The sequence below is a fragment of the Enterobacter hormaechei ATCC 49162 genome, from assembly GCF_001875655.1.
In the GTDB taxonomy this organism is placed as follows: Bacteria; Pseudomonadota; Gammaproteobacteria; order Enterobacterales; family Enterobacteriaceae; genus Enterobacter; species Enterobacter hormaechei.
This window is the reverse complement of record NZ_MKEQ01000001.1, coordinates 3,018,383-3,041,005: the sequence shown is the minus strand read 5'-3', so window position 1 is coordinate 3,041,005 and position 22,623 is coordinate 3,018,383. Positions and strand designations below refer to the sequence as shown.

The window sequence follows — 22,623 nt, the reverse complement described above, 5'->3', positions numbered from 1 at the left end:
ATCACCTGCGGTAACAATACGCTCTTCAGTGAAGTGGTCAACAAAAACTGGCCACCGCGTTAGAGTTTTTCCAGTATCGGTTTTCTGATTCGTTTGGCGTTAACCCACCATTATATTCGTGCGGTCTTAGTGCGCTGTAATATCCAACGATATAGTCCGTTATTGCGTGAGCTGCATCGCTGAAGCTTACATAGCCCGTCGCCGGCACCCATTCGTTCTTCAGACTCCTGAAGAAGCGCTCCATTGGGCTGTTATCCCAGCAGTTTCCACGCCGACTCATACTCTGCCTGATCCGGTATCGCCACAGTAACTGCCGGAACTGCCTGCTCGTATAATGGCTGCCTTGATCGCTGTGGAACATCACCCCGACGGGCTTACCACGGGTTTCCCATGCCATTTCCAGTGCTTTCATGGTGAGCCTGCTGTCCGGCGAGAACGACATGGCCCAGCCCACTGGCTTTCTTGCGAACAGGTCGAGAACAACGGCGAGGTACGCCCAGCGCTTACCCGTCCAGATATAGGTCACATCACCGCACCACACCTGATTTGGTTCCGTTACGGCGAACTGTCGCTCAAGATGATTCGGGATAGCAACGTGCTCATGACCGCCACGCTTATACCGGTGAGTCGGCTGCTGGCAACTGACCAGCCCCAGCTCTTTCATGAGTCTGCCAGCAAGCCAGCGCCCCATTTGGTAACCTCTCTGGGTTGCCATTGTGGCGATGCTTCTTGCTCCGGCAGAGCCGTGGCTGATGCCATGCAGTTCAAGTACCTGACTGCGTAATACAGCCCGTCTGCCGTCTGGCTTTTCAGGACGGTTTTTCCAGTATTTGTAGCTGCTGCGATGAACCCCGAACACATGGCAGAGAGTGGCCACAGGATAACGCGCCCTGAGTTTCCCGATTATCGAGAACTGTTCAGGGAGTCTGACATCAAGAGCGCGGTAGCCTTTTTTAATATTTCATTTTCCATTTCAATACGTTGTAGCTTTTTCCTGAGCTCACGGATTTCAATTTGTTCCGGGGTAATGGGGGAGGCTTTTGGTGTTTTGCCCTGCCGTTCATCACGTAATTGTTTCACCCATCGCGTCATTGTGGAAAGGCCGACATCCATAGCGCTGGCTGCATCTGCCACGGTGTAGTTCTGGTCAACGACCAGTTGAGCGGATTCGCGTTTAAACTCTGCGCTGAAATTTCTTTTTTTCATTATGACACCTGTGTTGTTCTGAGGTGAGCATATCACCTCTGTTCAGGTGGCCAAATTCAGTAAACCACTTCATCAGGCAAATAAGCTTCAAACTTTTCTATACGCGCAAAATCAATCGCTTCATCAGTTAACTCTTTAAGTCCAGAGACCCAATGAGGTAACTCTTCGAATGATTCTCTTTTACCCGCAATAAACATCTGTGTTGTTGTAACCTCAGAAACAGCAACTTTGCGTTTCCAGCTTTGCGGCGTAACTCTAACCGTCCTGCTCCCAATTGACGTTAATCCGGTAGATTTCAACATCTTCGCAGGGAAAAAGGATCGCGCAATATAGCTTGGATTGATAGTTACCTTTGCAACTGCATAATCGTCAGGACATGCCCGACCAGGTAACTTAGCAAAATTTTCTATCGTAGATGCAATTTGCGGCAACAGGCGCTGTTTCGATTCATAAAGAGAGTACACCTCAGCTTTTCCTGGGGCTCTTTTTGGACCGGGAATATCATTGGTTAATAACTCGCCGCGTCCAATCAGAAAATTAGTTTTCGCCATACATATTCCTTATCTATGCTGCGTTAGACTTTTTAGAACTATATTTTCTAATTGTATCCCTACTGACCCCAGTTAAGTCTGATATGGCATGTTGGGATAGTTTAGAATGTCTGTTAAGGTTAACAGCTATTTCAATACGTTCATTCCTTTCTAAATCTGATAGACCATCTTTAATGAAAGATTCAATCAACTCCTCATCTGAAGATATGCCTAAAGCAACTGAGCGGCGGAATTTATTAATAGAACGCTCAATATTACTGAATGATTCATCTTTGAACATGATGACAAGCAAATCTATCCAACGAGCAAAAATGGCATAGTCGGAACCTAAAAAACGCTTAATAGCCTCTTTAATACTTTCACTATTTGGTTTCTCAAAATTTAGAACCAAATCAAAACGTCTCCATAATGCTGGATCAATCAACTCAGCAAAGTTAGTTGCAGCAAGCAACAGACTTGAAGAAGGCCATTCATCAACCTCTTGAAGTATCACAGTAACAAGCCTCTTTAATTCTCCCACATCAGAATCATCGCTTCTTTTTTTGGCTATTGAGTCAATTTCATCCAACAGAAGAACACACGGCCCTCTCTTTGCGAAATCAAGAGCCGCACGAAGATTATTTCCGCTTTTCCCAAGATAACTACTCATTACAGCAGTTAAATCCAGAACATAGAAAGGAACACCTAATTTCTGTGCTAACCAACTTGCCGTAAGCGTTTTACCCACACCTGGTGGGCCAACAAAAATTGCGGAACGTGTTGGTTGTAAGCCAAGGGTCTTAAGACGGTCTATGTGCTTACGTTCAAGAATAATCTGATCCAGTGAGTCTTCTATCTGACTAGAAAGCAATGGCTTACTGGTAATCTTTTCACTTGGTGCTTTCAGTAAGGTTAACCTTGAATCCTCGTCCACAGGCATAACCTGAGACTGAGTCGGTTTTGGCATCGTAGCCTTTCGCAGACCTTGGGCAGGCTTCTGCGGTTTGTTCCGTAAATAAAGATCAAGCTGCTCAGATAGAGCAGGCATAGTTTCCCGATATTTGCGCACCAAGCGAGCGACATACAACCGAACATCATCATACTGTTCAGCTATTACCAGTCTAACTAGCTGGGCTAAATCTGACTGAATACCACTTAAATCGCCCATCTTAATCGTAACCTCTTAATTTTAAACAAATTATAAAAACAAAATATTGGACTACTTATAGTATTGCACTTTTTCAACGAACAGGAAAGCGGAATACTATATGAAATTACAGTATGCTCTCTGAATCACACTTCCCTCGCAGCCTGACGCCAGCGGCTAATCAATGCCTCTGCCTTGTGCCGTGCCAGCATCTTGCGCCAGTGCATATCTGTACCGGTCACAATCAGTTCACCCGTTAATGGGTTGGCGCGATATTTAGTATCAAGTGCCGTCACTTCTCCCCCTTGAGCTAGCTTCAGGGCCTGAACCGGGTTGATTGAAATTTTTCTTAACTTCGCCCACCCCATAATTTCCTCGGCCAGGGATTCAACTTCCTCGCTCACCGCGCTTTCTTCCTGGCGAATAGCATGTGCGGCCTTCATATAGCTTTCGGCCCTGGCCCGGTCATAGTCGGTGCAATCACCGGCAGTAATGCTTAAAGCGAGCGCCTCAAACTGATCAGCAGGTGAAACACGCTGATTCAATTTGTGGTTTCTGATGTCTTCCGCAATCTGTTTTCTCTGATCTCGGCTTAATTGACCGATTTCAAATTGCTCTGGCTGCATTTCGCCAGCTAGCACAGTCAGATCTGGCGGATTTAAAGGGGGTGAGTCTGTATGTTTTTTATACTCTGCACAGTTATTGACACGAGTCCAAGAGGGCGCAGACGCGCCTTTAAGGTCAAAACCCGGATCGGCGCGGTCTGAAGATTTAGGCTTCATCTTCACAATGCGATAAGAATGGAGGCGCGTTTCTACTGGCGGAATGCTGGATGCTGGCATAACCAGACCCTTGATAGCTTTCTGATACTCGCCGTAACTGCTTGGCTCGTTTTTGTATTGATACCAGGCGCGCAGCACCAACCTGGAACGGGAAACAAAAGGGCCACCCTGCAAAGTGATATAACCCTGCCAATCTCCCGCGTGAGCCGCGCTGCAGCTCACCAAAAACAGGACTAACCCTGTCGGCTAAATCCTGATTTTTCAGGCGGCGCAGTTCACGCCAGACTGACACCGGCGCGCCCCCTAAAAACTGGAATTGACGTATACCCCAGCATGACGCCCAGGCCGTTGCGTGCTTCGCGGTTTCCTTCAGCGGGCGTCCACTTTCATGATCGCTCTCGCCGTCCAGGGCGTAACCATAAATATTTTTTGAGATGTATTTGACGACATAACCCGTAGCGCTACCCAGCGCCGGATCTATCCCGCCGAACCAGTCAACGCACATCCTGCGCCACACCTTCGCGAGTCACTTCATGATGAACGGGGGAAACATAATCGCACTATAGCAAATCCTAGGACATGCGAGCATTCAGCAAACGATGGTCTACGCTCACTTATCGCCTGACTATTTGCAAAATGCGGTTGCTTTAAATCCGCTTGCCGGTGGCGTGTCTGTGTAGTTGATAATGTCCAAGAGTGTCCACATTGCGTCCACACTCTGGGATATTTGAAGTGGCTCAGGCTGGCTCCAGCTTTTTGTAAGCGGCTGTTTTAAATAGATGTTTTTTGTAAATTATTGATAAAAAAACCCCCACATCATGTGGGGGAAGACAGGGATGGTGTCTATGGCAAGGAAAACAGGGTTTACTGGTTACTACGGGTACTGCTATTGCTACTGAAAAGCGTCATATCTGAGCTTCGCTGCATCCGTGCAACCTCACGCAACTGGTTCATACGTTGCTGATGTTTGGTATTCAAAACCGCTTGCTGCTCGGGCGTTAGCAGGTGGAACATCTGGTTGCGGACCTTCGCCATCTCTACCTGGCGGGCAACCTGTTCCTGCGCCATTTTTTCGGCCTGAGCGCGTACAGCGCTTTCGTCAAAATTTTCTGCGGTGACAAGGCGATGCATTGTCTCCATTTCGCTAACATTAACAGGGGGCTGGTCGTGTCGTGCCCTCTGCATCAGATCTCGCATCTGTTGACGCTGATGTTCGGTTAAACTTATGCCGTCAAACATATGGTTCTGGCTGCTGTGCTGCGTTGCGCCCTCTGCTGAGGAACCGTTATCGCTGATGATAGCTACAGCAGCCTGGCTAAACGCACTGAAGGCCAGCGTTGAGGCCATGACGGCAGCGGTAACTTTGCGCATCACTTGCTCCCAAAATCTTTCGTGTCGCGATTCAACGAGAGACAGTCTACGATTCAGGCTGCAAACATGCGTCAGGGGGTGTAAAACAACGTAAAGTCATGGATTAGATAGCCTTGATGTCGTAATTTCTGCCTCGGAGGTATTTAAACAATGAATAAAATCCTGTTAGTTGATGATGACCGAGAGCTCACATCCCTTTTAAAGGAGTTGCTCGACATGGAAGGTTTCAACGTCCTGGTTGCCCATGATGGGGAACAGGCGCTGACTCTCCTTGACGACAGCATCGATTTACTTTTGCTCGACGTAATGATGCCGAAGAAAAATGGTATTGATACGCTGAAAGAGCTTCGCCAGACACACCAGACCCCCGTTATTATGCTGACCGCACGCGGTAGCGAGCTTGACCGCGTTCTCGGCCTTGAGCTGGGCGCGGATGACTATTTACCTAAGCCGTTCAACGATCGTGAACTGGTGGCCCGTATTCGCGCGATCCTGCGTCGCTCCCACTGGAGTGAGCAGCAGCAGAATACCGACAACAGCTCTCCGACGCTGGAAGTGGACTCCTTGAGCCTGAACCCGGGCCGCCAGGAAGCGAGCTTCGACGGTGAAACGCTGGAACTGACCGGCACCGAGTTCACCCTGCTGTATCTGCTGGCGCAGCATCTCGGCCAGGTCGTGTCGCGTGAACATTTAAGCCAGGAAGTGCTGGGCAAACGCCTCACCCCGTTTGACCGCGCTATCGATATGCACATCTCTAACCTGCGCCGTAAGCTGCCGGAGCGTAAAGACGGTCACCCCTGGTTTAAAACCCTGCGTGGTCGCGGTTATTTGATGGTTTCCGCTTCATGATAGGCAGCTTAACCGCCCGCATCTTCGCCATCTTCTGGCTGACGCTGGCACTGGTTTTAATGCTCGTTTTGATGTTGCCAAAACTCGACTCACGCCAGATGACGGAGCTGCTCGACAGCGAGCAACGTCAGGGCGTGATGATCGAGCAGCACGTGGAAGCGGAGCTGGCAAACGATCCGCCGAACGATTTAATGTGGTGGCGCAGGCTGTTTCGCGCTATCGACAAGTGGGCGCCTCCCGGACAACGTCTTTTGCTGGTTACCAGCGAAGGCCGCGTGATTGGGGCCGATCGCAATGAAATGCAGATTATCCGCAACTTTATTGGCCAGGCGGATAATGCCGATCACCCACAGAAAAAGAAATATGGTCGGGTAGAGATGGTCGGTCCTTTCTCGGTGCGGGATGGGGAAGACAATTATCAGCTCTATCTGATTCGCCCTGCGAGCAGTTCCCAGTCCGACTTCATCAACCTGCTGTTTGACCGTCCGCTCCTGCTGCTGATCGTCACGATGCTGGTCAGTTCTCCGCTGCTGTTATGGCTGGCGTGGAGCCTGGCGAAACCGGCACGTAAGCTGAAAAATGCGGCGGACGAAGTGGCGCAAGGCAACCTGAGGCAGCATCCGGAGCTGGAATCCGGGCCGCAGGAATTCCTGGCCGCCGGCACCAGTTTTAACCAGATGGTCTCTGCTCTTGACCGCATGATGACTGCCCAGCAACGCCTGCTGTCGGATATCTCCCACGAGCTGCGCACCCCGCTCACGCGCCTACAGCTGGGCACCGCCCTGCTGCGCCGCCGCAGCGGAGAAAGCAAAGAGCTGGAGCGTATTGAGACGGAAGCGCATCGGCTGGACAGCATGATCAACGACCTGCTGGTGATGTCGCGCAATCAGCAGAAAAACGCGCTGGTGAGCGAAACGGTGAAAGCCAATCACCTCTGGCATGAGGTGCTGGACAACGCGGCGTTCGAAGCGGAGCAGATGGGCAAATCGTTCACCGTCAACTTCCCGCCTGGCCCGTGGCCGCTCTACGGTAACCCCAACACGCTGGAAAGCGCGCTGGAGAATATTGTGCGTAACGCCCTGCGCTACTCGCACACGAAGATTGAAGTGGCGTTCTCGGTGGATAAAGACGGGATTACCATCATTGTCGATGACGACGGTCCAGGCGTCAGCCCGGAAGAGCGCGAGCAGATTTTCCGTCCGTTCTACCGCACCGACGAGGCGCGCGATCGTGAGTCTGGCGGTACGGGGCTGGGTCTGGCGATTGTTGAAACCGCCATGCAGCAGCACCGTGGCTGGGTGAAAGCCGATGACAGCCCGCTGGGCGGGTTGCGGTTAACCCTGTGGCTACCGCTGTATAAGCGTTCGTAAACCCCTCACCCTAACCCTCTCCCCATAGGGGAGAGGGTTAGGGTGAGGGGCAGTTATCTCCCCCACAATCTCCGCGAACTGCTCTCGATCTTCCCGCTTATCCGCCGCTTCTGCATCGTTCTGGTCCAGCTGGTGGATAACCCCGCCGCCGACAGCAGGCGGTGAAACTGTTCATCATCAAACGGCATATGCCAGGCAATCGCGCAAGCGTCATACACGGATACCTCACTCAAGCGCGAAGCCAGCTCAAGCGGCGCATCCGCCGAAACCTGTCCCGCCTGCACAACGCGATACAGCCAGCCAGTTTTGCCCGCGTTTTGCAGCTGAGCCGACATATCCTGAATGCCGAAATGGTAGTTAAGCTTGAAGCACGGCGAGCGTGGCTGGGTGACCTGAATCAGGGCATCGCCCCAGCGGAAAATATCGCCAATAAAGACGTTCTTTTCCGTCAGCCCTTCCGTTGAGAGATTTTCGCCAAATGCGGGCGCGACAAAGCGTTCCGCCTGTTCAGGGAATTCGGCTTTCCAGTGCTGATAGTGCTCGCGCGGATAGTGGCACAGCGCGCGATCTGGCCCGCCGTGGATTTTCTTTTCAGCCTGCTGGTCACCCGCCAGCCCGAGGTCGGTCAACATCAGCTCACCGTCGACCTGCACTTTGGCGATGGCGCTCGGGCGGCTGCCGTCGTATTCCCTTACCTTGCCTGTAAATACATTCACCGGATAATGCATCTCTACTCCTTCAGATACAAAAAAAGCGAGTCATTAGACTCGCTTCTCACAGGCGTCAATGCAACCTTATTTTTTAGCGGCGAAACGCGCTGCGGCTTCGTCCCAGTTCACCACATCCCAGAAGGCTTTGATGTAGTCAGGGCGACGGTTCTGGAACTTCAGGTAGTAAGCGTGTTCCCACACGTCCAGACCCAGGATTGGGAAGCCAGATGCGCCAGAGATCGCTTCACCCATCAGCGGGGAGTCCTGGTTCGCAGTAGAAACGACCGCCAGTTTGTCACCTTTCAGCACCAGCCACGCCCAGCCAGAGCCGAAACGGGTTGCAGCGGCTTTTTCGAATTCCGCTTTGAAATTGTCAACGGAACCAAAGTCACGCTCGATAGCCGCTTTCAGGTCGCCCTGAAGGGTGGTGCCGGTTTTCAGGCCTTTCCAGAACAGGCTGTGGTTAGCGTGACCGCCCGCGTTGTTGCGCAGCACGGTTTTCTTGTCTGCTGGCAGCTGGTCCAGTTTGGTGATCAGCTCTTCAACAGGCAGACTAGCGAACTCTGGCAGGCTTTCCAGCGCAGCATTCGCGTTGTTCACATAGGTCTGGTGGTGTTTCGTGTGATGGATTTCCATCGTCTGCTTGTCGAAATGCGGTTCCAGTGCGTCGTAGGCATACGGCAGGGATGGCAGTGTATAACTCATAATCCTCTCCATTATTGTCGGGCGGCACAGCTGTTAATGCCGCGTAAGCAGTTGGTTCATTATAGTTAATTAAATGATATTGAAAATGATTATCAATGCCGTAGTTTTTATAAGGTTATTCGCATTTTGATAAATGACAAAATTGTGAGTCTGCTCACGTGCTTAACGTGCTGATTGCCATCCTGAACAAAAGTGCGGCAACCTTCTGAAGGTTACCAAACCGCCCAATTTTTACACTCATCAAGTCGGCGGGAAGCCTCCGGCTATAAAAACGATGAGGATGTAAAAATGAATCATGCGATTACGATGGGTATCTTCTGGCATTTGATAGGCGCGGCCAGTGCAGCCTGTTTCTATGCCCCGTTTAAAAAGGTGAAAGGCTGGTCATGGGAAACCATGTGGTCCGTTGGCGGTACCGTGTCCTGGCTGATTTTGCCGTGGACAATCAGCGCCATGCTGCTGCCCGATTACTGGGGCTACTTCTCCTCCTTCAACGCTTCCACCCTGCTGCCGGTATTCCTGTTCGGCGCGATGTGGGGCATCGGTAATATCAACTATGGCCTTACCATGCGCTATCTCGGCATGTCGATGGGGATAGGCATCGCGATTGGCATTACGCTGATCGTCGGCACCCTGATGACGCCCATCCTCAACGGCCATTTCGACGTGCTGATCAACACCCAGGGCGGGCGAATGACGCTGCTGGGCGTGCTGGTGGCGGTAATCGGCGTGGGGATCGTCACCCGCGCAGGCCAGCTTAAAGAACGCAAGATGGGCATCAAAGCCGAAGAGTTTAATCTGAAGAAAGGCCTGCTGCTGGCGGTGATGTGTGGCGTCTTCTCGGCGGGCATGTCGTTCGCCATGAACGCCGCCAAACCGATGCACGACGCCGCTGCGGCGCTGGGCGTTGATCCGCTGTATGTTGCCCTGCCAAGCTACGTAGTCATCATGGGCGGCGGCGCGCTGGTAAACCTCGGCTTCTGCTTCATTCGTCTGGCAAAAGTAAAAAACCTGTCGGTAAAAGCCGATTTCTCGCTGGCAAAACCGCTGATCGTCACCAACGTCCTGCTCTCTGCCCTCGGCGGCCTGATGTGGTATCTGCAATTCTTCTTCTACGCCTGGGGCCACGCCAGCATTCCGCCACAGTATGACTATATGAGCTGGATGCTGCACATGAGCTTCTACGTGCTGTGCGGTGGGCTGGTTGGGCTGGTGCTGAAGGAGTGGAACAACGCCGGGCGTCGTCCGGTTGGCGTCCTGAGCCTGGGTTGCGTGGTGATTATTATCGCCGCTAACATTGTTGGCCTCGGCATGGCGAACTGATCAGGCGGCCTTACGACTGCGATGACGCCACTGTACCGGCGTCATCCCCACCTCACGGTTAAACACCACCGAAAAGTAGTTACTGTCCTCAAAGCCGCAGCGCATCGCCACTTCACTGACCATCAGCTCCGTATGCTGTAACAGATACTGAGCATGGCAGATGCGCAGCTGGCGCAGATAGTGGTTTACCGTCATCCCCGTCTGGGTGCGGAACTGCTGGCGCAGCGCGCGCTCGCTGCACTGCTCCTGCTCGCAGAATTTTTCCAGCACGAAACTCTTGTTCAGGCTGCCCGCAAGCCGGGTGATCAGCTTATCCAGCAGTGCTTCCTGCGTGGTGGCGGAGGGATTATCCGTGGCGTAACGATGGCGCTTCAGGGTCATCACCAGCTGGGCGAAAAGCAGCTCCGACATCTGGTTAGCCAGCGGATCGCTCTTCTGGCTCTCCTGCTCCAGCTGGGAAATGGTCTGGCGCACCTGAGCCATACCGTTGCTGCTTAAGCGCCAGTGCGGTTCGCCTCTGGTATCCAGAAAGCCCGGGATGCTGCCCGCCCAGTCGACATTCAGTTTGAGCCTGTCAGGGCAGTAGATGACGTTCTGTAACACCAGATCGTTAACCGAGGCGTAGGAGTGCTTGTCTTCAGCGCGAATGTAAAACAGATCTCCGCGGGTGATGCGGTAGGGCCGGTCGTTGAGGATGTGTAAACCGTTGCCTCGCCACACCAGCACCAGCTCGCAGAATTCATGGGTGTGCTCGGCAAAGACATTTTGCGGATAGCGGTCCGCCACCGCGACGGCCTGACTCGCGGAGGCAAAAAAATCATCTTTGCGAAGAATTAACTGAGCAGCCACACCACAACCTCTACGGCGGATAACCGGACATTATTAGCTTTTTTGCGGCCTGAAAACGGTGACTGCCCTCGCGTTACTGAAGCAACGCGTCTTTCCCTTGACGAATATCGCGCGGCGACCAGCTAAATTCCCGGCGAAACAGCGTCGAAAAGTGGTTACTGTCGCCGAATCCACAGCGATAAGCGATATCGGTAACGCTTTCGTCGGTATGACGTAAAAGATGACGCGCTTTGATCAGGCGCAGACGATTGAGGTAACGCTGCGGCGTCAGCCCGGTATGCTGCTTGAGCTGACGATGCAGCGTGCGTAGCGAGAGCGAAAAGTCATCCGCCAGCGTTTCCCAGCAGACATCTTCGGCGAAGTGATCTTCCAGCCAGGCCATCAACTGGTTCAGTCGCGCGTCGTTATTTTCCAGCCCCTCCACCAGGCTGCTCCGGCGCAGCAGGACCAGCAGCTGCATAAACAGCAGTTCGCGGGTAGCGATGGCGTGCGTCTCTTGCCCGTCCTCGCTCTGCTCCATCTGGCTCACCAGCTGCCGCACCTGCTGCAACGTGGACTGATTCACCCGCCAGTGCGACGGGTAGTGGCCGTCCTTCTCCTGCGGCAAGAGCTGATTCAGCCCGGAGAGAAACTGGAACGCATCCGGGGAACGATAGAGCACATTGGTCAGGCACAGGTTGTCGGTATGTTCATACAGGTGCCTGTCGTGGTCGCGCACGAAGCACACCGTACCGCCGCTGATGGTATACGGCTGACCGTTAAACACGTGGATGCCCGTTCCGTGCTCAACAATCACAATTTCATGAAAATCATGATGATGTTCCGGGAACGCAGCCTGAGGAAGCCGTGGCTCAATCGCGACGGGAGATGCCCCCGAAGGAAAAAAATCGACGCTGTGCAGTACGGTCATAACGGCCCCCACCAATGAGAAAAGTTCTCAAAATAGTAATTAAGGCCTTCCTCCCTCACCTTAAATTTTTGACAGCAAACCGCGCAAAAGCTGCCGGTTTTTCAAGAAACGAGCGGAAAGATCGGGAAATGCGGTCAACGTCACACTGCCTGCAAACCCCGCCATTACTGGAAACTGTGAACTCCCTCACGTTCATCTTTGCTTTCTTGCCAGCGCGAGATTTGGGCTGTCAGTGGCGAGAAGGTGGCTATTTCTTCCCTTTCTTACACTCCTCGCTAATGACTTAAGAAAGGACCCGACCATGACTTTTCGCCATTGTGTGGCTGTCGATTTAGGCGCATCCAGCGGCCGTGTAATGCTCGCCACCTGGGACTGTGACCTGCACACCCTAACGCTTCGCGAAATGCACCGTTTCGCCAATTGTCTGCAAAAACAGGACGGTTTTGTTACCTGGGACATCGATGCGCTGGAAGCGGAGATCCGTACCGGACTTCACAACGTCTGCAACGACGGTATTCGCATCGACAGTATCGGCATTGATACCTGGGGCGTGGATTACGTGCTGCTGGACAGTCACGGCGAACGCGTCGGCCTGCCCGTCTCCTACCGCGACAGCCGTACCGATGGGCTGATGGCGCACGCCATCGCGCAGCTTGGCAAGGAGAACATCTATGGTCGCAGCGGCATCCAGTTTCTGCCGTTTAACACGCTGTACCAGCTGCGCGCGCTGGTGGAGCAACAGCCAGAGCTGGTCGAAAAGGTGGCGCATGCGCTGCTGATCCCGGACTACTTAAGCTACCGTCTGACCGGCAACATGAACTGGGAATACACCAACGCCACCACCACGCAGCTGGTCAATATCAACACCGATAACTGGGATGAACACCTGCTGGCCTGGACGGGCGCCTCGCCGTCCTGGTTTGGCACGCCAACTCATCCGGGCAATGTGATTGGTCACTGGCTTTGCCCGCAGGGGAATGAAATTCCCGTTGTCGCCGTCGCCAGCCATGACACCGCAAGCGCGGTCATTGCTTCGCCGCTCACCAGCAAAGACGCGGCCTACCTCTCCTCCGGCACCTGGTCGCTGATGGGCTTTGAGAGCAAAACCCCTTACACCAGCGATGCCGCGCTGGCCGCGAACATCACCAACGAAGGTGGCGCCGAAGGCCGCTACCGCGTGCTGAAGAACATCATGGGCCTGTGGCTGCTCCAGCGGGTGCTGAAAGAGCAGAACATTACCGACCTGCCCGCGCTTATCGCGGAAACCGAAAAGCTGAAGGCCTGCACCTTCCTGATTAACCCGAACGACGACCGCTTTATCAACCCGGTGCACATGAGCGCCGAGATCCAGGCCGCCTGTTTTGAAGCGGGACAGCCGGTACCATCCCGCCCCGCCGAGCTGGCGCGCTGCATTTTTGACAGTCTCGCCCTGCTCTATGCCGACATCCTGAGTGAACTGGCGAGCCTTCGCGGTAAACCGTTCAGCCAGCTGCATATCGTGGGCGGCGGCTGCCAGAACCAGCTGCTGAACCAGCTCTGCGCCGATGCCTGCGGCATTACCGTGGTGGCAGGTCCGATTGAAGCCTCCACGCTCGGCAATATCGGCATTCAGCTGATGACCCTGGACGAACTTTCAAACGTCGACGATTTCCGTTCGGTGGTGACGGCGAATAACAGCCTGACCACTTTCACCCCCCATCCCTGCCATGAAATTGCCCGCTATCGGGCGCAGTTTCAGCAAAAACGACTAACTAAGGAGCTTTGCGCATGACCACTCAACTTGAACAAGCCTGGGACCTGGCTAAACAGCGTTTCGCCGCCGTTGGCGTGGATGTCGAAGAGGCGCTGCGCCAGCTCGACCGTCTGCCCGTCTCTATGCACTGCTGGCAGGGCGATGACGTCGCCGGTTTCGAGAACCCAGGCGGTTCCCTGACGGGTGGCATTCAGGCCACGGGTAACTACCCGGGCAAAGCGCGCAACGCCACCGAACTGCGTGCGGATCTGGAGCTGGCGCTGAGCCTGATCCCCGGGCCAAAACGCCTGAATCTGCACGCTATTTATCTGGAGTCCGACGAGCCGGTCGCGCGTAACGAAATCAAACCGGAACACTTTAAGAACTGGGTGGAGTGGGCGAAAGCCAACAAACTGGGGCTGGATTTTAACCCGTCCTGTTTTTCACATCCGCTGAGCGCGGACGGGTTTACCCTTGCGCACGCCAACGACGACATCCGTCAGTTCTGGATCGACCATGTCAAAGCCAGCCGCCGCGTCTCCGCATACTTCGGCGAGCAGCTCGGCACGCCGTCAGTCATGAACATCTGGATCCCGGACGGCATGAAGGACATCACTGTAGACCGACTGGCCCCGCGTCAGCGCCTGCTGGCCGCGCTGGATGAAGCCATCAGCGAGAAGCTGGATCCGGCGCACCACATTGATGCCGTTGAGAGCAAGCTGTTCGGCATTGGCGCAGAGAGCTACACCGTCGGCTCAAACGAGTTCTACATGGGCTACGCCACCAGCCGCCAGACCGCGCTGTGCCTGGATGCCGGTCACTTCCACCCGACCGAGGTGATCTCCGACAAGATCTCCGCCGCCATGCTCTTCGTGCCACGCCTGCTGCTGCACGTCAGCCGTCCGGTGCGCTGGGACAGCGACCACGTAGTCCTGCTGGATGACGAAACCCAGGCCATTGCCAGCGAAATCATCCGCCACGATCTGTTCGACCGCGTACACATTGGCCTCGACTTCTTTGACGCCTCCATCAACCGCATCGCGGCGTGGGTTATTGGCACCCGCAACATGAAGAAAGCCCTGCTGCGCGCCCTGCTGGAGCCTGTCGCCGCGCTAAAACAGCTGGAAGAAAACGGCGACTACACCGCGCGCCTGGCGCTGCTGGAAGAGCAGAAATCCCTGCCGTGGCAGGCGGTGTGGGAGATGTACTGCCAGCGTCACGACGCCCCGGCGGGCAGCCAGTGGCTGGACAACGTGCGGGCATATGAGAAAGGCGTTCTTGCCGCTCGTCAGTAAAAAACATCGCCCGGCGGCGCGTTGCTTGCCGGGCCTACAGGTAAAAGTAGGCCGGGTAAGCGTAGCGCCACCCGGCATTTTCAAAGGAAACACAGTATGCAGACCATCACCTCCTCCTGGTTCGTCCAGGGCATGATCAAAGCCACCTCTGACGCCTGGCTGAAGGGCTGGGACGAGCGCAACGGCGGCAACCTTACGCTGCGCCTGGACGATGCGGATATCGAGCCATTTGCCGCCGATTTCCACCAGAAGCCGCGCTATATCGCCCTGAGCCAGCCGATGCCGCTGCTCGCCAACACGCCGTTTATCGTCACCGGTTCCGGCAAGTTCTTCCGCAACGTTCAGCTCGATCCGCAGGCCAACCTCGGCGTGGTAAAAGTGGACAGCGACGGCGCGGGCTACCACATTCTGTGGGGGCTGACGGATGACGCAGTGCCAACCTCTGAACTGCCGGCGCACTTCCTCTCCCACTGCGAACGCATTAAGGCGACCAACGGCAAGGACCGCGTGATCATGCACTGCCACGCCACCAACCTGATCGCCCTGACCTACGTGCTGGAAAACAATTCCGATGTCTTCACCCGCAAACTGTGGGAAGGCAGCACCGAGTGTCTGGTGGTCTTCCCGGACGGCGTCGGCATTCTGCCGTGGATGGTGCCGGGTACTGACGAAATCGGTCAGGCGACCGCAACAGACATGCAAAAGCACTCTCTGGTGCTGTGGCCGTTCCACGGCGTCTTCGGCAGCGGCCCGACGCTGGATGAAACCTTCGGCCTGATCGACACCGCCGAGAAATCCGCGGAGGTGCTGGTGAAGGTCTACTCCATGGGCGGCATGAAGCAGACCATCACCCGGGAGGAGCTGATCGCCCTGGGCAAACGCTTTGGCGTTACCCCGATGCAGTCCGCCTTAGATCTGTACCAATAACAACATCGCGCCCCGCTCATTGAGACGGGGCGAAAACCACCTGCAATCCCTACAACTAACTCAAGTCAGTGGAGTAAAAGCAATGAAAATAAAAGCAAGCTTGATCCTCACCGTTGCCGCTCTGGCGTTGTCCGGTTCCGCTTTAGCAGAAGTGAAAATCGCCCTGGTGGCGAAGTCCTTAGGGAATGGATTCTTCGAGGCAGCGAACGTCGGCGCGCAGGAGGCGGCCAAAGAGTTAGGCGATGTAAAAGTGATTTATACCGGCCCGACCACCACCACGGCGGAAGCACAGATCGAGGTGTTGAACGGGTTGATCGCCCAGGGCGTGGACGCGATCGCCATTTCCGCGAACGATCCGGACGCCGTTGTGCCGGTGCTGAAAAAAGCGATGCAGCGCGGCATCAAGGTTGTGTCGTGGGATTCCGGGGTGGCGAAAGCCGGACGTCAAATCCACCTGAACCCGTCGAATAACGCGCTGATAGGCGAAACCAACGTGAAGCTCGCCGCCGATGCCCTGAAAGCACTCAACGTGGAGAAGGGCGACGTGGCGGTGCTGAGCGCCACGCCAACCTCCACCAACCAGAACACCTGGATCGCGGAGATGAAAAAGGTGCTGCCGAAGTACCCGTCCGTCAATCTGGTGACCGTGGCCTACGGGGATGATCTCTCTGACAAAAGCTACCGCGAAGCGGTCGGCCTGCTGAAAACCTACCCGGACCTGAAAGTGATCGTCTCGCCTTCGTCCGTGGGTATTGTCGCCGCGGCTCAGGCGGTGAAGGACCAGGGCAAAATTGGCAAAGTGTACGTTACCGGGTTAGGCCTGCCGTCCGAAATGGCGGGCGCGGTGAAATCCGGCGCGAGCAAAAGCTTTGCCATCTGGAACCCGATTGACCTGGGCTATGCCGCGACTTACTTAGCGGACGATCTGGTGAAAGGCACGGCCACCAAAGACGAAGCCAGCATGGGCAAACTGGGCAAAGTGAAGCTGGATGCCGACGGCAACGGCGCGATGGCGGAGCCGTTCGTCTACGATGCCAGCAATATTGATAAGTTCTCGAAGATTTTCTAATAACTCACCCCAATCCCTCTCCCCAAAGGGGCAAGGGGCTCGATCGGTTCCCTCTCCCCTCCGGGGAGAGGGTTAGGGTGAGGGGTATAATCTACGGAGAACTATCATGACCCCATTGCTACAGCTTTCTGGCATCACCAAGGTGTTCCCCGGCGTGCATGCTCTTGAGAACGTGCAGCTTGCGCTATGGCCCGGCAAAGTGACGGCGCTTATCGGCGAAAACGGCGCGGGCAAATCAACGCTGGTTAAAGTGATGACCGGCATTTACCAGCCCGACGAGGGCGAAATCCTCTACAAGGCGATCCCCGTTCACCTTCCGACGCCGGAGTCGGCGCATAAAATGGGCATTACCGCCATTCACCAGGAGACCGTCCTGTTCGATGAGCTGTCGGTCACCGAAAATATTTTTGTTGGTCAGTACCTTCACAAAGGCTTTCTGAAAAAGCTCGACTGGCCGGAAATGCACCGCCGGGCGCAGGCGATCCTTACCCGCCTTGAGGTGCAAATTGACCCGCGCGCAACGCTGAAAACCCTGAGCATCGCCCAGCGTCACATGGTGGCGATTGCCCGCGCGCTGTCGTTTGAGGCGCAGGTGGTGATCCTCGACGAACCCACGGCGGCGCTGTCGCAGCATGAAATCCTCGAGTTTTACCAGATTGTGGAGCGCTTAAAGCAGGAGGGCAAAGCCATCCTGTTTATCTCCCACAAGTTCGACGAGATTTTTGAGCTGGCCGATCACTACACCATTTTGCGCGACGGCGTGTTCGTTGGTGCAGGGGCAATCAATGAGATCACCGAGGAGAGGATGGTATCGATGATGGTCGGGCGCGCCATCACCCAAACCTTCCCGAAAATCGACTGCGAAAAGGGCGAGACGGTGCTGGAGGTGAAGAACCTCTGCCATCCGACCGAGTTTGCGCATATCTCGTTCTCCCTGCGTAAAGGGGAGATCCTCGGCTTTTACGGGCTGGTGGGTGCCGGGCGTACCGAATTGATGCAGGCGCTTTCCGGCATCACGCAACCGTCGTCGGGTGAAATCATCCTTAACGGCCAGCCCCGGCACTTCCGCCAGCCTGCGGATGCGATCAAGGCCGGTATCGTCTGCGTGCCGGAAGAAAGGCAGAAACAGGGGGCGATTATCGCCCTGCCGATTGCCCAGAACATCAGCCTGCCTCAGCTCAGCAGGCTCAATCCGAACGGCGTACTGCACGACGACCGCGAATGGAAGCTGGCAGACGAATACGCCAAACGCCTGCAAGTGAAAGCCTTCAGCTGGAAGCAGGCGGTGGAGACCCTCTCTGGCGGCAACCAGCAAAAGGTCGTGATCGGCAAATGGCTGGCGACGCACCCTGACGTGATCATCCTCGATGAGCCGACAAAAGGCATCGATATCGGCTCAAAGGCAGCCGTGCATCAGTTTATGTCCGAGCTGGTCAGTCAGGGGCTGGCGGTGATTATGGTCTCGTCCGAACTGCCGGAAGTGATGGGCATGGCGGATCGCATTATCGTCATGCACGAGGGGCTGATGGTGGCCGAATACCAGGCGGGAGACGCGACGGCGGAAACCATCGTCAGCGCCGCCAGCGGTGCAAAACAGGAGGCGGCATAAATGCTTAGCTCACTCTTAAAACACCGCGAGGCGCTGCTTGGCGCGGTGATTGTCCTGATGGTCGTCGCCATTGGCAGCCGCGTGCCATCATTTATCGCGCCGGGCAACCTGGTGGAGATGTTTAACGACACCGCCATTCTGATCGTCCTCGCGCTCGGGCAGATGATGGTGCTGCTCACTAAAGGCATCGACCTGTCGATGGCGGCTAATCTGGCCCTGACCGGGATGATTGTCGCCCTGATTAACTTCCATTACCCGGACGTGCCCGTCTGGGCGCTGCTGATCCTCGCCAGCGCGCTTGGGCTGCTGATGGGCGCGATTAACGGCCTGCTGGTGTGGAAGCTGGGCATTCCGGCGATTGTGGTGACGCTCGGCACCATGAGCATCTACCGCGGAATGATCTTTTTGCTCTCCGGCGGCGGCTGGGTGAACTCCAATCAGATGGGTGCAGACTTCCTCGGCCTGCCGCGTGCGTCAGTGCTGGGCTTGCCGGTGCTGAGCTGGTGCGCCATCGCCGCGCTGCTGCTGGTGGGCTACTTCCTGCGCTACAGCCGCACCGGACGCGCGCTCTACACCGCTGGCGGTAACGCCACGGCAGCCTACTACACCGGGATCAACGCCGGGAAAATGCAGTTCATCAGCTTCTGCCTCTCGGGGCTACTGGCCGGGTTCTGCGGCTATCTGTGGATATCGCGCTTTGCCGTTGCATATGTTGACGTCGCTAACGGTTTTGAATTGCAGGTGGTGGCAGCCTGTGTGATTGGCGGGATCAGCACCATGGGCGGCACCGGGCGCGTGCTCGGCTGTCTGTTCGGGGCGCTGTTCCTTGGCGTCATCAACAACGCCCTGCCGGTGATCGGCGTCTCCCCGTTCTGGCAGATGGCGATTTCCGGCACGGTCATTGTCATCGCGGTGCTGCTGAACGAGCGCGGCAGCAAGCGCAAAGGCAGGCTGATCCTGCGCGACGCGGCGCTGGCACGTCAGAAACTGGCGGTGAAATCATGAGCAAAATGATGACATCTGAAGCGATCAAACCTACCCCTGCGCCGGGCCTCTTCCAGCGCCTGCTGTGTTGGGAAGGTTTCCTGCTGGCGGTGACGCTGGCGGTGTTCGTGGTGAACGCACTCGCCTCGCCCTACTTCCTCAACGTCTGGAACCTCTCCGACGCGACGTTCAACTTCACCGAAAAGGCGATCATCGTGTTGCCGATGGCGATGCTGATCATCGCCCGGGAAATTGACCTGTCGGTAGCCTCCACCATCGCGCTCAGCTCCACGGTGATGGGCTTTTGCGCGGCGGCGGGCGTCGATACGCCGCTGCTGGTCTGCGTGGGATTAGGCGTCGGGCTACTGTGCGGGCTGTTCAACGGCATTCTGGTGACGCGCTTTAACCTGTCGTCCATCGTCATCACCATCGGCACCATGAGCCTGTACCGCGGGATCACCTACATCCTGCTCGGAGACCAGGCGCTGAACAGCTACCCGGAGAGCTTCGCCTGGTTCGGCCAGGGCTACGTCTGGGGCGCGCTGTCGTTCGAGTTCGCGCTGTTTATCGTGCTGGCCGCTCTGTTTGCCTTTGTGCTGCACCGCACCAACTTTGGCCGCCGCACCTACGCCATCGGCAATAACCCGACCGGCGCGTGGTACTCCGGCATCAACGTGAAGCGCCACAACCTGCTCCTCTTCGCGCTGGTGGGGCTGATGTCTGGCCTGGCGTCGGTGCTGCTCACCTCGCGGCTGGGCAGTACCCGCCCGACCATCGCGATGGGCTGGGAGCTGGCGGTGGTGACGATGGCGGTGCTCGGCGGCGTCAATATTCTCGGCGGGTCCGGCAGCATGGTGGGCGTGATTATCGCCGCCTTCCTGATGGGGCTGGTGACCTTTGGCCTGAGCCTGCTCAACGTGCCCGGCATTGTGATGTCGGTGATTATTGGCGCGATGCTGATCGTGGTGATTTCACTGCCAATTATTACCCGCCGGGTGATGCAGCGAAGACGGAATTAAATTGCCCCTCACCCCTGCCCTCTCCCCGGAGGGGAGAGGGTGAAAACCGCACCGGGCAGTCCCCTCTCCCCTCCGGGGAGAGGGTTAGGGTGAGGGGAAACGGATTACCTCAAAATCATATTAAGGAGAATTATCATGAGTTTTATGTTGGCACTTCCAAAAATCAGCCTGCACGGCGCGGGCGCGATCGGCGATATGGTCAATCTGGTAGCAAACAAGCAGTGGGGCAAAGCGCTGATTGTCACCGACGGCCAGCTGGTGAAACTCGGCCTGCTCGACAGCCTGTTTACCGCGCTTGATGCCCATCAGATGTCGTATCACCTGTTCGATGACGTATTCCCGAACCCGACGGAAGCGCTGGTGCAGAAAGGTTTTGCCGCTTATCAGGACGCGGAGTGTGATTACATCATCGCCTTTGGCGGTGGCAGCCCGATTGATACCGCCAAAGCGATTAAAATTCTCACCGCCAACCCCGGCCCGTCCACCGATTACTCTGGCGTCGGCAAGGTGAAAAACCCTGGCGTGCCGCTGGTGGCAATCAACACCACCGCAGGCACGGCGGCGGAAATGACCAGCAACGCGGTGATCATCGATTCCGCGCGTCAGGTGAAAGAGGTGATTATCGACCCGAACATCATCCCGGATATCGCCGTGGACGATGCCAGCGTGATGCTCGATATTCCGGCCTCCGTGACCGCCGCAACCGGCATGGATGCCTTGACCCACGCCATTGAAGCCTATGTATCCGTCGGCGCGCACCCGCTGACCGATGCCAACGCGCTGGAGGCGATTCGCCTGATCAACCTCTGGCTGCCAAAAGCGGTCGACGATGGTCATAACCTGGAAGCGCGCGAGCAGATGGCCTTTGGGCAGTATCTGGCGGGCATGGCATTTAACAGCGCCGGTCTGGGTCTGGTACACGCCCTGGCGCACCAGCCGGGCGCAACGCACAACCTGCCGCACGGCGTGTGCAACGCCATCCTGCTGCCGATCATCGAAAACTTTAACCGCCCGAACGCGGTCGCGCGTTTTGCCCGCGTGGCGCAGGCGATGGGCGTTGACACACGCGGCATGAGCGATGAAGCGGCCAGCATGTCCGCAATTCAGGCGATTCGTGACCTGAGCGCCCGCGTCGGCATTCCGTCCGGCTTCAGCCAGCTTGGCGTCACCAAAGCCGATATTGAAGGCTGGCTGGATAAAGCGCTCGCCGATCCGTGTGCGCCATGCAACCCGCGCACCGCCAGCCGCGATGAAGTCCGCGAGCTGTACCTGGAGGCATTATGATCCGCAAGGCGTTTGTGATGCAGGTAAACCCGGACGCGCACGAGGAGTATGCGCGCCGCCACAACCCAATCTGGCCTGAACTGGAAGCGGTACTGAAAGCCCACGGCGCGCACCACTACGCCATTTACCTCGACAAAGCTCGCAACCTGCTGTTTGCGACGGTGGAGATTGAATCGGAAGAGCGCTGGAACGCGGTGGCGAACACTGACGTCTGCCAGCGCTGGTGGAAGCATATGGGTGATGTTATGCCGTCTAACCCGGACAACAGCCCGGTGAGTACGGAGCTTAAAGAGGTGTTTTATTTAGCGTAATGTCCACCCCTCGCCCTTTTCCTGAAAGGGCGAGGGGCTGGTTTTAGTTTTGTTCCGCCACCAGCAGCGCGTGCGTATCCGGCTCCAGCGCCTTAAAGATATGCGGCTGGTCAGCGGGATAGCAAATGTAATCTCCCGGGCCGAGTTCTTCCGCCGCGTCGATCAGGCCGACCATCGCCCGCCCCTGGGTCACGATAATATGCTCGACCGACCCAGGCGGATGCGGCTGGGAAATACGGTCAGCCCCCGGCTGAGTCAGCAGCAGATAGATATCCCGACGCGCCCCCGGCGGGCACGCCGCGAGCAAAATCGCCTCGTAGTTCGCCTGCCCGGCAACGACTTTTGTGCCCTCACCGCGGCGGATCACCTGCGTGACGGGTTGTTGCGGCTCCAGTAACCGGGCAAACGGAATATCCAGCGCCACACAAAGCGACCACAGCGTTTCCAGGCTAGGATTGCCGTTGCCAGACTCCAGCTGGGAAAGCGTGGATTTGGCGATCCCGGCACGGCGGGCAATTTCCGCCAGCGAAAGTCCGGTTCGCAGGCGTTCTCGCACCAGACTTTTGGCGATCACGCTGATTGGCTGCGTCATAAAAACGGCCTCTGTCTCTCTATAACGAACGAATCGTTCGTCTTGTAAA

The 22,623-nt window shown here is 56.0% G+C and carries 23 protein-coding genes and 1 pseudogene; 13 read left to right on the top strand and 11 right to left on the bottom strand.

The annotated features are described in order from the left end of the window. Nucleotides 1–37: 37 nt before the first annotated feature. The 5 genes from BH712_RS15165 to BH712_RS24905 all read right to left on the bottom strand — a co-directional run bounded on the left by BH712_RS15165 (nucleotide 38) and on the right by BH712_RS24905 (nucleotide 4,170). Nucleotides 38–1,206 (bottom strand): IS3-like element ISEc52 family transposase gene (locus tag BH712_RS15165; RefSeq protein WP_108454466.1). Its coding sequence is split into 2 segments (ribosomal slippage): nucleotides 38–957 and nucleotides 957–1,206, totalling 1,170 coding nucleotides; the frame shifts between segments, so codons are not numbered across the junction. Between the two features lie 56 nt (nucleotides 1,207–1,262). Next, nucleotides 1,263–1,757, bottom strand: coding sequence for a hypothetical protein (locus tag BH712_RS24665; protein ID WP_071850052.1), 495 nt, complete (start codon nucleotides 1,755–1,757; stop codon nucleotides 1,263–1,265). A gap of 13 nt (nucleotides 1,758–1,770) precedes the next feature. Continuing rightward, nucleotides 1,771–2,904: an AAA family ATPase gene (locus tag BH712_RS15145; protein WP_006808684.1), complete on the bottom strand. Its 1,134-nt coding sequence runs from the start codon at nucleotides 2,902–2,904 to the stop codon at nucleotides 1,771–1,773. A gap of 125 nt (nucleotides 2,905–3,029) precedes the next feature. Further along, on the bottom strand, nucleotides 3,030–3,725 hold the full coding sequence (locus BH712_RS24910) for a hypothetical protein (protein ID WP_157843636.1): 696 nt from the start codon (nucleotides 3,723–3,725) through the stop codon (nucleotides 3,030–3,032). Continuing rightward, nucleotides 3,655–4,170, bottom strand: a complete 516-nt coding sequence (locus BH712_RS24905; protein ID WP_006808686.1) for a bacteriophage replication protein A — start codon at nucleotides 4,168–4,170, stop codon at nucleotides 3,655–3,657. Before BH712_RS24905 ends, BH712_RS24910 begins: the two co-directional genes overlap by 71 nt. Here BH712_RS24905 and BH712_RS24995 point away from each other — a divergent pair. Next, a pseudogene (locus BH712_RS24995) lies at nucleotides 4,145–4,345 on the top strand (tyrosine-type recombinase/integrase); the annotation flags it as partial. The gene BH712_RS24905 and the pseudogene BH712_RS24995 sit on opposite strands and share 26 nt — an antisense overlap. 184 nt (nucleotides 4,346–4,529) lie before the next feature. Here the strand turns inward: BH712_RS24995 and cpxP are convergent. Next, nucleotides 4,530–5,036 carry a cell-envelope stress modulator CpxP gene (cpxP, locus tag BH712_RS15125; RefSeq protein WP_006808687.1) on the bottom strand — a complete coding sequence of 169 codons (507 nt, stop codon included), beginning with the start codon at nucleotides 5,034–5,036 and terminating at the stop codon, nucleotides 4,530–4,532. Nucleotides 5,037–5,186: 150 nt separating this feature from the next. Here cpxP and cpxR point away from each other — a divergent pair, with 150 nt between their 5' ends. Both cpxR and cpxA read left to right on the top strand, forming a co-directional pair. Continuing rightward, entirely contained in the window at nucleotides 5,187–5,885 is a 699-nt protein-coding gene (cpxR, locus tag BH712_RS15120) for an envelope stress response regulator transcription factor CpxR (protein ID WP_006808688.1), read from the top strand. Continuing rightward, entirely contained in the window at nucleotides 5,882–7,255 is a 1,374-nt protein-coding gene (cpxA, locus tag BH712_RS15115) for an envelope stress sensor histidine kinase CpxA (RefSeq protein ID WP_006808689.1), read from the top strand. The genes cpxR and cpxA overlap by 4 nt, the downstream gene beginning before the upstream one ends. 53 nt (nucleotides 7,256–7,308) lie before the next feature. Here the strand turns inward: cpxA and yiiM are convergent, their stop codons facing one another. Beyond that, on the bottom strand, nucleotides 7,309–7,983 hold the full coding sequence (yiiM, locus tag BH712_RS15110; RefSeq protein WP_006808690.1) for a 6-hydroxyaminopurine reductase: 675 nt from the start codon (nucleotides 7,981–7,983) through the stop codon (nucleotides 7,309–7,311). A 66-nt stretch (nucleotides 7,984–8,049) separates the two neighbouring features. Next, entirely contained in the window at nucleotides 8,050–8,670 is a 621-nt protein-coding gene (gene sodA / locus BH712_RS15105; protein WP_014833772.1) for a superoxide dismutase [Mn], read from the bottom strand. A 288-nt stretch (nucleotides 8,671–8,958) separates the two neighbouring features. On the opposite strand from sodA, the gene rhaT reads away from it, so the two are divergent. After that, on the top strand, nucleotides 8,959–9,993 hold the full coding sequence (gene rhaT / locus BH712_RS15100; RefSeq protein ID WP_006808691.1) for an L-rhamnose/proton symporter RhaT: 1,035 nt from the start codon (nucleotides 8,959–8,961) through the stop codon (nucleotides 9,991–9,993). On the opposite strand, the gene rhaR is transcribed toward rhaT, so the two are convergent. After that, nucleotides 9,994–10,842, bottom strand: a complete 849-nt coding sequence (rhaR, locus tag BH712_RS15095; RefSeq protein WP_006808692.1) for an HTH-type transcriptional activator RhaR — start codon at nucleotides 10,840–10,842, stop codon at nucleotides 9,994–9,996. A gap of 73 nt (nucleotides 10,843–10,915) precedes the next feature. Further along, a complete protein-coding gene (gene rhaS / locus BH712_RS15090) occupies nucleotides 10,916–11,752 on the bottom strand; it encodes an HTH-type transcriptional activator RhaS (protein ID WP_006808693.1) in 837 nt (278 codons plus the stop codon). Nucleotides 11,753–12,053: 301 nt separating this feature from the next. On the opposite strand from rhaS (BH712_RS15090), the gene rhaB reads away from it, so the two are divergent. From rhaB to rhaM, 9 genes are all read left to right on the top strand, one after another. After that, nucleotides 12,054–13,523, top strand: coding sequence for a rhamnulokinase (rhaB, locus tag BH712_RS15080; protein ID WP_006808694.1), 1,470 nt, complete (start codon nucleotides 12,054–12,056; stop codon nucleotides 13,521–13,523). Further along, complete coding sequence (gene rhaA, locus BH712_RS15075) at nucleotides 13,520–14,779, top strand: L-rhamnose isomerase (RefSeq protein WP_006808695.1); 1,260 nt, start codon at nucleotides 13,520–13,522, stop codon at nucleotides 14,777–14,779. The genes rhaB and rhaA overlap by 4 nt, the downstream gene beginning before the upstream one ends. Nucleotides 14,780–14,875: 96 nt before the next feature. Further along, nucleotides 14,876–15,706, top strand: a complete 831-nt coding sequence (gene rhaD, locus BH712_RS15070) for a rhamnulose-1-phosphate aldolase (protein WP_006808696.1) — start codon at nucleotides 14,876–14,878, stop codon at nucleotides 15,704–15,706. 82 nt (nucleotides 15,707–15,788) lie between these two features. Continuing rightward, complete coding sequence (rhaS, locus tag BH712_RS15065; protein ID WP_006808697.1) at nucleotides 15,789–16,775, top strand: rhamnose ABC transporter substrate-binding protein; 987 nt, start codon at nucleotides 15,789–15,791, stop codon at nucleotides 16,773–16,775. A gap of 106 nt (nucleotides 16,776–16,881) precedes the next feature. Next, on the top strand, nucleotides 16,882–18,384 hold the full coding sequence (locus BH712_RS15060) for a sugar ABC transporter ATP-binding protein (protein WP_032673469.1): 1,503 nt from the start codon (nucleotides 16,882–16,884) through the stop codon (nucleotides 18,382–18,384). After that, nucleotides 18,385–19,389, top strand: a complete 1,005-nt coding sequence (locus tag BH712_RS15055; RefSeq protein WP_000953013.1) for an ABC transporter permease — start codon at nucleotides 18,385–18,387, stop codon at nucleotides 19,387–19,389. It begins immediately after the preceding gene. Next, nucleotides 19,386–20,387 (top strand): ABC transporter permease, encoded by a 1,002-nt coding sequence (locus BH712_RS15050; protein ID WP_006808699.1) that lies wholly within the window; start codon nucleotides 19,386–19,388, stop codon nucleotides 20,385–20,387. The genes BH712_RS15055 and BH712_RS15050 overlap by 4 nt, the downstream gene beginning before the upstream one ends. Before the next feature lie 135 nt (nucleotides 20,388–20,522). Next, a complete protein-coding gene (gene fucO / locus BH712_RS15045; protein WP_006808700.1) occupies nucleotides 20,523–21,671 on the top strand; it encodes a lactaldehyde reductase in 1,149 nt (382 codons plus the stop codon). Next, the gene (gene rhaM / locus BH712_RS15040; RefSeq protein WP_006808701.1) at nucleotides 21,668–21,982 is read left to right on the top strand and encodes an L-rhamnose mutarotase; all 315 of its coding nucleotides are present in this window, start codon (nucleotides 21,668–21,670) and stop codon (nucleotides 21,980–21,982) included. The genes fucO and rhaM overlap by 4 nt, the downstream gene beginning before the upstream one ends. A gap of 43 nt (nucleotides 21,983–22,025) precedes the next feature. Here rhaM and BH712_RS15035 read toward each other — a convergent pair whose 3' ends face one another. Continuing rightward, the gene (locus BH712_RS15035) at nucleotides 22,026–22,574 is read right to left on the bottom strand and encodes a helix-turn-helix domain-containing protein (protein WP_003861973.1); all 549 of its coding nucleotides are present in this window, start codon (nucleotides 22,572–22,574) and stop codon (nucleotides 22,026–22,028) included. Between the last annotated feature and the right edge of the window lie 49 nt (nucleotides 22,575–22,623).